At 61.4% G+C, this 12,468-nt stretch carries 12 protein-coding genes; 8 read left to right on the forward strand and 4 right to left on the reverse strand.

Annotated elements, in window-relative coordinates; genetic code table 11:
• Positions 1–24: 24 nt before the first annotated feature.
• Together AC07VO_RS14140 and AC07VO_RS14145 are read left to right on the forward strand one after the other, a co-directional pair.
• Positions 25–2,676, forward strand: coding sequence for a DUF4118 domain-containing protein (locus AC07VO_RS14140; protein WP_064616702.1), 2,652 nt, complete (start codon positions 25–27; stop codon positions 2,674–2,676).
• 48 nt (positions 2,677–2,724) lie between these two features.
• Entirely contained in the window at positions 2,725–3,423 is a 699-nt protein-coding gene (locus tag AC07VO_RS14145) for a response regulator (protein WP_086944657.1), read from the forward strand.
• Between the two features lie 49 nt (positions 3,424–3,472).
• Here AC07VO_RS14145 and AC07VO_RS14150 read toward each other — a convergent pair whose 3' ends face one another.
• Complete coding sequence (locus AC07VO_RS14150) at positions 3,473–4,522, reverse strand: patatin-like phospholipase family protein (RefSeq protein ID WP_018929812.1); 1,050 nt, start codon at positions 4,520–4,522, stop codon at positions 3,473–3,475.
• Between the two features lie 219 nt (positions 4,523–4,741).
• On the opposite strand from AC07VO_RS14150, the gene AC07VO_RS14155 reads away from it, so the two are divergent.
• The 3 genes from AC07VO_RS14155 (at position 4,742) to AC07VO_RS14165 (ending at position 6,766) form a co-directional block, all read left to right on the forward strand.
• Positions 4,742–5,020: a hypothetical protein gene (locus AC07VO_RS14155; protein WP_018929811.1), complete on the forward strand. Its 279-nt coding sequence runs from the start codon at positions 4,742–4,744 to the stop codon at positions 5,018–5,020.
• A 46-nt stretch (positions 5,021–5,066) separates the two neighbouring features.
• The gene (locus tag AC07VO_RS14160; protein WP_064616708.1) at positions 5,067–5,834 is read left to right on the forward strand and encodes a CHAD domain-containing protein; all 768 of its coding nucleotides are present in this window, start codon (positions 5,067–5,069) and stop codon (positions 5,832–5,834) included.
• 134 nt (positions 5,835–5,968) lie between these two features.
• Positions 5,969–6,766, forward strand: coding sequence for an acyl-CoA thioesterase (locus AC07VO_RS14165; protein WP_192350965.1), 798 nt, complete (start codon positions 5,969–5,971; stop codon positions 6,764–6,766).
• Here AC07VO_RS14165 and AC07VO_RS14170 read toward each other — a convergent pair whose 3' ends face one another.
• From AC07VO_RS14170 to AC07VO_RS14180, 3 genes are all read right to left on the reverse strand, one after another.
• A complete protein-coding gene (locus AC07VO_RS14170; protein WP_018929808.1) occupies positions 6,767–7,135 on the reverse strand; it encodes an Mpo1-like protein in 369 nt (122 codons plus the stop codon). It lies immediately after the preceding gene.
• A 132-nt stretch (positions 7,136–7,267) separates the two neighbouring features.
• Entirely contained in the window at positions 7,268–8,749 is a 1,482-nt protein-coding gene (locus AC07VO_RS14175) for a methyl-accepting chemotaxis protein (RefSeq protein ID WP_192350967.1), read from the reverse strand.
• 110 nt (positions 8,750–8,859) lie between these two features.
• A complete protein-coding gene (locus AC07VO_RS14180) occupies positions 8,860–9,669 on the reverse strand; it encodes a TatD family hydrolase (protein ID WP_192350969.1) in 810 nt (269 codons plus the stop codon).
• A 237-nt stretch (positions 9,670–9,906) separates the two neighbouring features.
• Here AC07VO_RS14180 and AC07VO_RS14185 point away from each other — a divergent pair, with 237 nt between their 5' ends.
• From AC07VO_RS14185 to AC07VO_RS14195, 3 genes are all read left to right on the forward strand, one after another.
• Complete coding sequence (locus tag AC07VO_RS14185; protein ID WP_018929805.1) at positions 9,907–11,328, forward strand: MltF family protein; 1,422 nt, start codon at positions 9,907–9,909, stop codon at positions 11,326–11,328.
• Between the two features lie 103 nt (positions 11,329–11,431).
• Positions 11,432–11,866, forward strand: coding sequence for a DoxX family protein (locus AC07VO_RS14190; RefSeq protein WP_086944660.1), 435 nt, complete (start codon positions 11,432–11,434; stop codon positions 11,864–11,866).
• Between the two features lie 261 nt (positions 11,867–12,127).
• Positions 12,128–12,436 carry a hypothetical protein gene (locus tag AC07VO_RS14195; RefSeq protein WP_007939981.1) on the forward strand — a complete coding sequence of 103 codons (309 nt, stop codon included), beginning with the start codon at positions 12,128–12,130 and terminating at the stop codon, positions 12,434–12,436.
• The last annotated feature ends 32 nt before the right edge of the window (positions 12,437–12,468 follow it).

Below are 12,468 nucleotides of genomic sequence, written 5' to 3' on the forward strand. Positions count from 1 at the left end.
ACAAAGTGAACAAGGCAATGACAGATGAGTGACTCCGGCCGCGCCGACGCGCTGTTAGCAGACCTGCCCCGCGATGGCCGCGGCCGGCTCAAGGTGTTCCTGGGCGCCGCTCCGGGGGTCGGCAAGACCTACGCCATGCTCCAGGCCGCCCACACTCAACTGCGCCAGGGCGTGAAAGTCCTGGCCGGGGTGGTCGAAACCCATGGCCGCGCCGAAACCGAAGCACTCCTCGCCGGTTTACCGCAGCAGCCGTTGGTGCGCTCGGAATACCGTGGCGTGATGCTCGAAGAAATGGACCTCGATGGCTTGCTCGCCGCCAAACCGAAACTGGTGCTGGTCGACGAACTGGCCCACACCAATGCCCCCGGCAGCCGTCACACCAAACGCTGGCAAGACATCCAGGAATTGCTGGCTGCCGGCATCGACGTGTTCACCACGGTCAACGTCCAGCATCTGGAAAGCCTCAACGATCAGGTGCGCGGTATCACCGGCGTACAGGTGCGTGAAACCCTGCCGGACTGGGTGTTGCAAGAAGCCTACGAACTGCTGCTGATCGACCTGCCGCCGCGCGAGTTGCTGGAGCGTCTGCGCGACGGCAAAGTCTACGTGCCGGAGCAGGCGCGGGCGGCCATCGATGCGTTCTTCACCCAGACCAACCTCACCGCCCTGCGCGAACTGGCGATGCAAACCGCCGCCGCTCAGGTCGATAACGATCTGGCTCAGGGGTATCGTCAGTTGGGGCAAGCGGCGCCAGCGGTGCGTGGTCGCTTGCTGGTGGGCGTCGATGGCGATGCGCAGGCCGAGCGTCTGGTGCGTCACGCCAGTCGCGTCGCCCAGCGGCGGCATCTGCCGTGGAGCCTGGTGCATGTGGACAACGGCCGGGTGCGTGACGAACAGTCGCGCCTGCGCCTGCAAAGCGCGCAGCAACTGGCCGAACGCCTCGGTGGTGAAGTGGTGTTGCTGCGCGCCGGTGAGGTGGCGAAAACCCTGATCCAGCACGCCGCCGAACGTCGCGCCAGCCTGGTGCTGGTGGGCCAGTCACGCCAGCGTTTGCGTCGACGGTTGTTCGGCGGCGGTCTGGCGTCGCGCTTGCTGCGCGATGCTCGCGGGCTGGAAATCAACGTGCTCGACAGCGATCACGAACAGCATCAGCCACGTCAGCGTTCGGTGCAGTCGCTGGTGTGGTTCGACTACGCCTTGGCGCTGGTGGCGACGGTGCTCGCCAGTGCCCTGGCCTGGGCGGTGTCGAGCGTCTTGCCGCTGCCCAACATTTCGTTGGTGTTCCTTGCGGCGGTGTTGCTGGTGGCGGTGCGCAGCAGTCTTGGCCCGGCGCTGGCCTGTGCGGCGCTGTCGTTTCTGACTTATGACTTTCTGTTCATTCCACCGAAATTCTCATTTGCCATCCAGCGCGAAGAAGACGTGCTGACCTTGCTGTTCTTCCTGCTGATGGCGGCCCTGACCGGTAACCTTGCAGCGCGGCAACGGCGGCAACTGGAAGCCTTGCGCGACACTCAGGAAGAGACCAGCGAACTGCTCGACCTGTCGCGCAAGCTCACCGCCGCCACCGACCGTCAGGCCGTGGTCAGCGCCGCGGCCCAGCATCTCAACGGCTGGAGCGACCTGAAGCTGTGCCTGCTCAATCGCGATGGCCAGAGCGGCTGGAAAGTTGAAACCGGTGGGCCGCTGGAGTTTTCCGAGGCCGAGCGCGCCGCCGCCGATTGGGCCTGGCAACACGATCAACCGGCAGGCGCGGGCACCGGCACCTTGCCGTTCGGGCGCTGGTGGTGGTGGCCGTTGTCGGTGGACGACGGGCCGCTGGCATTGCTCGGCGTGTGTGCCAAAGAAGGCCAAACCCTGAGCGGCCAGCGTCGGCGCTTGCTGACCGCGCTGAGCCAACCGTTGGCCCAGGCGTTGGCCCGGGCGCAACTGGCCGATGACCTTGAAGCCGCGCGTTTGCATGGCGAAACCGAACAGTTGCGCAGCGCGCTGCTGGCGTCGGTGTCCCACGATTTGCGCACGCCGTTGACCTCCATGCGCGGCAGCATCGACAGCCTGTTGGCGCTGGGCGAGGCGATTCCGCTTGCGGACCGTCGCGAACTGCTCGAAGGCACCCGCGATGAAGCCGAACGGCTGGATCGCTACATCCAAAACCTGCTGGACATGACCCGCCTCGGTCACGGCGCCCTGAAGCTGGCGCGGGACTGGGTGTCGCCGGCAGACATCGTCGGCAGTGCACTTAATCGTCTGCGTGCGGTGCTGGCGTCGTTGCACGTCGTGACCGAAGTGCCGGCCGAACTGCCGCTGCTCTATGTGCATGCCGCGTTGATCGAGCAAGCACTGGTCAATGTGCTGGAAAACGCCGCGCGTTTCTCACCGCCCCACGGACGTCTTGAATTGCGCGCCGGCGCCACTGACAGCGAGCTGTTTTTTTCGGTGAGCGATGAGGGGCCGGGGATTCCGGAAGAGGAACGGGCGAAGGTTTTCGACATGTTCTACACCGCTGCTCGTGGCGATCGTGGCGGGCAGGGTACGGGGTTGGGGCTGGCAATCTGTCAGGGTATGGTCGGTGCCCATGGCGGGCGGATCAGCGTCGCCGACGGCATCGAAGGGCGCGGCACCTGCATCACGCTGCACTTGCCGTTGCAGACTCAGCCGGGATTGGACAGTGAAGCCTGATCCCGCCTGCGCTACTCTCTTGCCACCTCTTTGTGTTGATGTGAATTCATGAGCCAGACCGCGACCATTTTGGTCATTGACGACGAACCGCAGATCCGTAAGTTCCTGCGCATCAGCCTCGCCTCCCAAGGCTACAAAGTGCTGGAGGCCGGCACCGGCTCGGAAGGCCTGGCCCAGGCCGCATTGAACAAACCCGACCTGCTGGTGCTCGACCTCGGCCTGCCGGACATGGACGGCCAGCAGGTATTGCGCGAGTTTCGCGAGTGGTCGACGGTGCCGGTACTGGTGCTCTCGGTGCGCGCGAGTGAAGGACAGAAAGTCCAGGCGCTGGATGGCGGCGCCAACGACTACGTGACCAAGCCGTTCGGCATCCAGGAGTTTCTCGCCAGGGTGCGCGCCTTGCTGCGTCAGGCGCCAACGGGTGAGGCCCAGGAAGCGGCGCTCAATTTCGGTCCGCTCACTGTCGACCTGGCTTATCGCCGGGTGCTATTGGACGGCGCCGAAGTGGCGCTGACGCGCAAGGAATATGCGGTGCTGGCGCAACTGGCGCGGCATCCGGGGCGGGTGATCACCCAGCAGCAATTGCTCAAGGACATCTGGGGCCCGACCCACACCGAGGACAGCCACTATCTGCGGATCGTAGTCGGGCATTTGCGGCAGAAACTGGCGGATGATCCGACTCAGCCGCGGTTCATCGTCACCGAGGCGGGGGTGGGGTATCGGTTGTTGAGTGAAGTCAGCCTTTAGTTCTGTTTATCGCTCCCACGCTCTGCGTGGGAACGATCGTCAGTACGCTTTACCGCCAATCTTCATTGCGCTCACTCTCATACCGATCCAGCGTATCCCGGGCAATCTCCCGCCCCAGCGCGATCAACTCCGGCGCCTTGTAGAACTCGAAAAAACGGCACACCCGCTTGGGCACGTTGATCAGGATATCCGGTGGATACCCGGCAATCTTGTACTGCGCCAATGAAGTTTGCATCACCTCGAAACTCTGGTTGATCAGGTCCAGCAAAGACGCCGGCCCGACGTTGTCGATGATGAACGACCCGGTGGCGGATTTCGGTGCACCGTCGCTTTCCGGGGCCGCCGCCGGTTGCTGGGCTTCGGGCTGGGCGGATTCGATCCACGGGTTGATCTCGGCCGCTTCTGCCATCAGCGCTTCCTTTTCGAGAAGTAGCAATTGCTCCGCCTGTTTGCGGCGGAAAGGCAATTTCGAGCCCAGCGAGCTGATCAGGCTGTCGAAGCGGGTCTTGAATGCCGCCGGGCGCTGGATCACCGGCAGTTGATAGTGACGCTGGTTGGTGGAGTTGAGGTTGACCGCGATGATCAGGTCGCAATGGCTCGACACCACCGGCACGATCGGCAATGGGTTGAGGATGCCGCCGTCCACCAGCATTCGATTGCCCTGCATCACGGGGGTGAACAGGCTGGGGATCGCCGCCGACGCACGCATGGCCTGGTGCAGGCAGCCTTCCTGGAACCAGATTTCCTGCTGGTTAGTCAGGTCCGTAGCCACGGCCGTGTAGGGGATGCGCAGGTCTTCGATATTGATCTCGCCGACGATCTTGCGGATCTGCCCGAAGACCTTCTCCCCGCGAATCGCGCCCAAGCGGAAGCTGACATCTACCAGGCGCAACACGTCGAGGTAATCCAGGCTCTCGATCCAGTCGCGGTAATCATCGAGTTTGCCGGCGGCATAGATCCCGCCCACTACCGCGCCCATGGAGCAACCGGCGATGCAGGCGATGTCGTAGCCACGCCGTTCGATCTCTTCAATAACGCCGATATGGGCGTAGCCCCGGGCACCGCCCGAGCCCAACACCAGTGCGACACGCTTTTTCATGAATCGACCTCTTTGACAAGGTTCAACAATGCACCCAACGAGGGGCTCGCTTCAATCGCTATGGTCGTTCGACGGGAGCGGGCGTCGTTTTTTGACACTCAACGAAGGCGAGTAGGTATCCTCGCGAGCGCTATAGTTTCCACTGCGGGTCCAAGGCACTTTTCGCGCGCCAGAGCGGTCTTACCTGCACGACTGTCTATTATCTTTGAGGTGTGAGTGATGAAAGCCTGGATTTGTGTGCCTTTGATTGCGTTGGCGCTTGCCGGTTGTGCCGGTAAAACCGCTTACCGTGACAGCTGCGGTAGCCAGCTCGACGCCGCCTGGCACGAACTGGATCTGGCCAAGGCCGAGGGTTTAGCCGGGACTGTCAGCTACTCCAAGGCGCTGTCGTTGCTGACCGGTGCCAAGACCCAGCAACAATTCGAAGCTTACGAAGGTTGTACCAGGAAGGCCGAGAAGGCCCGCTTCTACATTCGTGAGTCCCGCGCCGGCCGTTGAGGCATGACGGAGCGTACTCAGGGTAATTCGATTCAGGGAGTACGCGATGTCTGCCGTGGTTGATCGGTTGGTGGCTCAAGTATTGGGCCTGGAAGTCCGTTTGCTGGCCTGTCAGGCTCGCTTGAGTGCCCGCACCGATCCCGAAGCGCTGCACGATCTGCGCACCACCGTGCGCAGATTGCGCAGCCTGCTGCGACCCTTGCGCGGTTTGCCCGGAGTAGAACAACTGGAAGCAGCGTCGTCCCGGGTCGGCCAACTGACCACACCGTTGCGTGATCGTGAAGTGCTGGCAGCGTACTTGCTCCAGCACAATCAACCCGAGGCCGCGCACCGGCGCATGGCGCGGATGGCTGAGGCTTATCCCGCCGTGGCGATGAGCCCGGAGCTGACCCAGTTGTTGATGATCCTCGACGCCTTTCCGCGTTTCCTGCGGGCCTCCCAGCGCCAGGGTTTGCTCAAGGGCTTGCGCCAGCGCATCGAAAAACGCCTGGCCAAACAATGGAAGAAACTCGACCAGGCCCTGCACGATCCCGCCCATGACCGCCATCGTCTGCGCCTGCTGATCAAGCGTGCGCGTTATGGCATCGAAGCTTATCCCGAACTGGATCGTTTGCCGGAAGCGGCCATGCCCAGGCTGAAGTCGGCTCAGGCTGCCTTGGGGGATTGGCACGACAGCTGGCAATGGCTGGCCCGCGCCAAGGAAGAGCCTGATTTGCAGCCATGTGTCGAAGTCTGGAAAACTACCATGGCCCAGGCCGAAGAGCGCGCCGACCGTGTTCTCGACAAACTCAGCCGAGCCTGCTTCAAATCCTGAAACCATCACGAATCCAATGTGGGTTCCAGCCGAACACGGCCCATCTGTCAGTAATTTTGGCCGGAATAAGCGCTGTGCCGGCCTTGCGGGCTGGTTAAGATCGCTCCATCCATTTTCCAGTCTCTGAGGTTCCCATGCGCTTTTCCGATCTGCTCGACGCTGTTCGCAGCCAGCCGCAGGAAGTGTCTATTCCACCTGAGTGGGGCCAGGGGCGGGCGAGTTTTGGTGGTCTGATCGCCGCCTTGCAATACGAAGCCATGCGCGCAAAAGTCCCGGCGGATCGTCCGGTGCGCTCGCTGGCCATCACCTTTGTCGGCCCGGTCGAGCCCGATGTACCGGTCAGTTTTGAAGTCGACGTATTGCGCGAAGGCAAAGCCGTCAGCCAGGTGCTGGGCCGGGCGATGCAGAAAGGGCAAGTGGTGACGTTGGTCCAGGGCAGCTTCGGCGCTTCGCGAACTTCCGAAGTGGTGGTCGCGGCCAACCCGGCTCCTGAGATGAAGCATTGGGACGACTGTCAGGAACTGCCGTACATCAAAGGCGTGACCCCGGAATTCATGCGCTACCTGGCCATGCGCTGGAGTGTCGGTGGCATGCCGTTCACCGGTAACAAATCGCGGGACATGGGTGGTTGGGTACGCTTGCGCGGGGATGGGGAGGGCGAGTTGGTCAGCGAAGCCCATATCCTGGCGCTGGTCGACGCATGGCCGCCGTCCTTGTTGTCGCATCTGAAGAAACCGGCGGCAGGCAGCACGCTCACCTGGACCATCGAATTCGTCCAGCCGTTGCTGGTGTTGAGTACGCTGGACTGGTGCAAGTACCTGGTGGACATCGAACATGCCGCTGACGGCTATGGGCACGCCGCCGCCAATCTCTGGAGCGAAGACGGTCAGTTGATCGCCATGAGTCGGCAGACCGTCACGATTTTCGCCTGATCAGCGATGGCGACGGTGGCGTTCGCGCCAGGCGCGCCACCAGCCGCCACTGAAGAAAAACCGGGGGAAGGTCAGGAACTGCTCGACCAGCAAGCGTGATACCGCGTCTTTGCGATCACTGAACGGCTCGGAGGCTTGCGCCTCCAGGCTATGACCGTGGCGCTGCAGGCCCAGGGCGGCAATCAGGCCGATAATGCCAATCGCGAAGCTCGCCAGATCCAGGCTGAACACCCCCGAGACCATCAGCAAAAACGCCACGATGAACAGCGGCACGGCAATCAGGTGCAACACCAGATTGGTCGGGTGCTGGTGATTGTGCGGGTACAGGCGCCATTGCCAGGCGGGAAGGTTGGGGTGACGTTTGCCCATGATGCTTATCCTTGGTTCGTTGAGGCTCATGAACAAAGAATAGGTCGGGCGAAAGCCGTCGGCGAATCAAGGCTGGCTATCGGCGCGATAGGAGTCATGGTCGATATTCATGTTGACCGCCTTCGCGGGCCCTTAAAGCTTGAGCTGCCCGATGGCCTTGCTTAATTCCCCGGCCAACATCGCCAATTCATTGCTGGTAATCGCCGAGTTCACGGTCTGCTTCACGGTGTTCTCGGTCACGTCGCGAATGCTCACCACGGCCCGATTCATCTCCTCCGCCACATGACTCTGCTGCTCGGCCGCCACCGCGATCTGCGTATTGCTTTCACGCATTTGCGCCACCGCACCGGTGATTTCAGCCAGGGCCACACTGGCTTCCTGGGCCTGTTGCATGCAGTCGTCCGCCTTGTACGAACTTTCCTGCATGAAGTCCACCGCGTCCCGGGTCCCGGCCTGCAGCGCTGAAACCATGGTGGTGATCTCGTCGGTGGACGTCTGGACCCGTTTGGCCAGGTTGCGCACTTCATCGGCGACTACCGCAAACCCTCGGCCCATTTCACCGGCCCGGGCCGCTTCGATGGCCGCGTTCAGGGCCAGCAGGTTGGTTTGTTCAGCGATGCTGTGAATCACGTTGACCACGCCGTTGATCTTCTGGCTGTCCTCGGCCAGGCGCTGAATCATCTCGGCGGTTTGCTGCACGCCGGTGGACAATCCGCCAATCGATTTTTGCACCCGAGTCACCACTTCCTGACCGCTGCCAGCCAGGGTGTCGGCGGTTTGCGAGAGGTCGCGGGTGGCGCCGGCATGTTGGGCAATGTGATGGACCGTGGCGGTCATTTCGTTGATCGCCGTGGCGGCCTGATCGGTTTCGCTTTGCTGGCCGAGCATGCCGTGACGCACTTCATTCATGCTCGCGGCCAGTCGCGCGGCGCCGACGTCCAGTTGCCGGGCGGTGCTGGCGACAGTGTTGACCACCCGCTGGTAGCCGGCTTGCATGGCATTGAAGGCGTTGGCCATCTGCCCGACTTCGTCCTTGCAGGCCAGGGGCACACGGGCCGACAGGTCACCGGTTTTCTCGACGTGGAGCATCACGTCTTTCAAGGTGTTGAGCTGGCTGAGCAGGAAGCGGATCAACAGTTGCGACGCGCCGAGCATCGCCAGCATCAGGATGAACACCGCTACCGCGTAGTGAGTGAAGCGCTCGCCGAACACCTGGCTCAGGCTCGGGCTGTAGGCAACGACCGCGACCTGTTGACCGTCGGGACGAGCGAACACCTCGGCACCCATCAACGGATTTTCCCCGAACAGCGGCATGGCATTGATTTGGACCCAACCGAGGGTATCGGTCAGTTCCAGAAGTGGTTGCCCGTTCAGTAAAGGCGCCTGCCCACGATTGAAGGTCAGCAGGTTGTCGGCCTTGGGCAGCGGCTGCCCGGCAGGCCAGGCATTGAGCAATCGTGCCTGGGCCTGGGCCGATACTTGCGCGGCGTGACTGCGGGCCTGTTGTTCGAGCTGCACGGCGTACAGCACCAGCAACAGGGTGGTGACAAAGGCGACGGCGTTGACTGCCCAGAATTTGTATTTCAGCGAGATATTGCTAAGCCAGGCACCCATGGAGGTCTTCTCTGATAGCGGAAACAGTTTTGGCAAGGTGCCATTATTGTGCCGCTACTCAGTGCGTCGAATCTTGATATGGGTCAATGACCGCCACGGTTCTCAAGTGGTTACTGGGGGATCGAGGGCAACCCGAAAAACGCCCGGGCGCTGGCGGTGCTGTGGGCGGCGAGATCTTCCATGCTTTCCCTGCGATGCAACGCCACTTCACGCAACACTTCAGTCAGATACGCCGGCTCGTTGCGACCGTTCTTCGGCTTGGGGCGCAAGCTGCGGGGCAGCAGATACGGCGCGTCGCTCTCCAGCATCAGGCGCCCGCGTTTAATCTCCTTGACCAACGGATGCAGGTGCGTGCCCCGGCGTTCGTCGCAGATCCAGCCAGTGATGCCGATGTGCAAATCCAGATCGAGATAGCTGAACAGCGCCTTCTTTTCTCCGGTGAAGCAGTGCACCACGGCAGCCGGCAACCGGTCGCGGTAATCGTGCAGGATCTCCAGCAGCCGTTGACTGGCGTCGCGCTCATGCAGGAACACCGGCAGTTGCAGTTCGACCGCCATTGCCAGATGTTCTTCTAGGACTTTTTCCTGTTGCGGGCGGGGCGAGAAATCACGATTGAAATCGAGGCCGCATTCACCCACGGCCACTACGTTCGGCTCCTTGAGCAAGCTGCGCAGACGCTGGGCGCTGTCGGCGTTCCAGTCGCTGGCTGAATGCGGGTGAATGCCGGCGGTAGCGAACAGTCGTTCAGCGCTTTCGTCCAGTTTCCGGCACAGTTCCAGCGCCTGTTCGCTGCCCTCGACGCTGGTCCCGGTAAGCACCAGTTGGCAGATCCCGGCAGCGTAGGCTCGGTCGAGTACAGCCTGGTGTTTGTCGGCAAAACTGGGGTTGGTCAGGTTGACGCCGATATCGATGAGTTGCATGGTGCTACCTCGGACCAAAGGCCGGAAAGCATATCAGAGCTGTAGATTTATAAGAAAAACCAAGAACTACAACGAGTTAAAGCTGTCTGTTGAGGCCGCGAGGCAGGTCGGGGTTGGTAGATTTGCCATCACTGTGCCACTCTCTCGCACTTTATCAGCGCTTCAAGCGCTCTGTTTCTGTTGCCCGATGTCATGAAATCACTCATGAGGTTGGCCAGTATTCTTTCCGGAGAGTGGATGACACGTCCCTCGGTTTTGTTACTGCTATGTTGTTCGTTGCTGCTGCCGATGCCGGCGGTTGCGCGTCTGGCCGGGCCGTTGCAAGCCGTACCGGCAGCCAAGGTCCGCGACCTGGCGGAGATTCGCAGTAGCCGTGTGCTGCGGGTGCTGGTCAACCAGAGCCGCAACAGCTCCGGCGAAGTTCAGGGCCAGGCCATCGGCGTCGAATACCACCGCCTGCGGGCTTTCGAGCAATACCTTAATGGCCACGCCCGTGACGGCCAGGAAATCACCCTCAAGATCATTCCCAAAGCCAAGGATCAACTGCTCGGCGCGTTGCAGCGCGGGGAGGGCGATCTGGTCGCGCCGGGGGAATTGCTTGATCCGCAATCGGGGCACGCGGTCAGCACCAGTGAGCCGATTGCCAGCGACGTGCCGTTACTGCTGGTGGGGATCAAAGGCGAACGGCGTTACACCCACCTTGAACAACTCTCGGGTAAAACCCTCGCGCTGCCTACCGGCAGTGCTGCCGGGGATGCGGTCAGCCAGATCAATCAGAAGCTCGCGCTGCACAAACTGCCCCCGGTGAAGATCGAGTGGGTCGACCCAAGCCTGGCCGTCGAGGACGTACTGGAAATGGTCCAGGGCGGGATCTTCCATCTGACCATCGTCGAGCAACCGATCGCCGAGCGCTGGGGCAAGATCCTGCCCAAGTTGCGCTTCGATCGACAGGTCCTCATCCGTGAGCCGGGCGAGGAATACTGGTTCGTACGCCGCGACGCCTCGATGCTGCGGGCGAGCATCGACCGTTTCCTGACCACCTACAAGCAACCGTCGGACCAGGATGCGGCGTTCCTGCGGATCTACCGGCGCCTGTATCAAGTGCACTATCCCTTGGCCAAGGCCGATCGTCAGCGCCTGGAAAAACTTCGACCGGTGCTGCAAAAACACGCTCAAGCCCAGGACATGGACTGGCTGAACCTGGCAGCGCTGGCCTTCAAGGAATCGGCGTTGCAACCCTCCGCCAGAAATGGCGGTGGCCCCACCGGCCTGATGCAAATAACACCTTCGGCCGCCCAACGGGTTGGCGTCAGTGACATTCAGAATCTCGATGCCAATGTGCAGGCCAGCGCCAAGTACCTGGCGATGATCCGCCGCAAATTCTTTGCCAGCCCCAAACTCAACGAGCGCGAACGGATGGCGTTCGTGCTGGCGGCCTACAACATGGGACCGGAGCGGGTCCAGGGCATGCGGGCCGAGGCTCGGCGGCGCGGCCTGAATCCTAATCAGTGGTTTTTCCAGGTTGAGCGCATCGCCATGGAGCAGGTGGGAATGGGGGCTGTCAGCTATGTTAATAGCGTGAACAAGTATTACCTGGCGTTCGATCGGGAGCGGGAATCGTTGGAGCCTCAGGGGCAGAAAGTTGCCTTACGTAAATGATCGACTAATCTGATTGTTATGGTGCGTTTTTTGCGCTTTTAGCATGAGATAAACCGATTAATATGGCGACCAACCAACACACTCTCACAATGGATGACACAGCATGAGCACACTGATCAACAAGGTACTGTCTACCCGCGCTGGCTACGGCCTGACGATTCTGCGGATTTTCGTCGGCATCATCTTCGCGGCCCACGGCTCACAGAAACTCTTCGGGGCATTCGGCGGCTACGGCATTGCCGGCACCGCGCAGTACATGGAAAGCATTGGATTGGCGCCCGGTCACCTGATGGCAATCCTGGCTGGTGGTACTGAATTCTTCGGCGGTCTGGCGCTGATCATCGGCCTGCTGGCGCGTCCGGCGGCGTTGGGGCTGACCTTCCTCTCGCTGGTTGCGATTTTCTCGGTGCACATCAGCAACGGTCTGTTCATGGCCAACAACGGTTATGAATTCGCCCTGGCCTTGCTCGGTGGCAGCCTCGCAGTGCTGATCGAAGGCGCAGGCAAGCTCTCGGTCGACCGCGCCATCTCCGACTGACCGCTCTGACTCGACAAAAAGGCCCGCGCAGTGTGATGCACTGTGCGGGCCTTTTTTTGTTGCTGGCGATTCTTGACACTGTCCGGTCAGCTTCTCTAGGATGCTGCTCATGCGCCGATTTAAACAGCTACTTGCGGGGCGCCAGGTGACTCATTCAGTTGCCGATAGAAGCTTGAAACAGGCTTCGAAATACCGCTAAAGCGCTGGTTCGGTGTTGCCTCTCACCTGCCATGCAGACTTTTGAGGCAGAGACACGACACAATGAATGCATTGAACCCCGTTGTACGCCCCGCGCCGATTACGGCACATCTCACCCAGCGCAATCCAAAAATCCTGCTTGGCGGTAAACATCAGCCGACGCTGTTGCGTTACCTCGATGGCTGGCCACGTCGCACCGGCGGTCCGGCAGCATTCCTGATCCAGTTTGTCGAAGATGGCGAGTCGCTGGAGCGCTTCGCGACAGACAGTTTCGATCTGGCGGTGATTCAGGCACCCAGCGCCGAGGACGCGCCTGAAGTGATCAGGCAACTGACCCGCGTCGCGCGCCAAGGGCTGATTGCCCGCTGCTGAGGCTCAGGGTTCTACGGCTTAGAGCACCGTGG

Source organism: Pseudomonas sp. GW821-FHT03E01, from assembly GCF_059420765.1.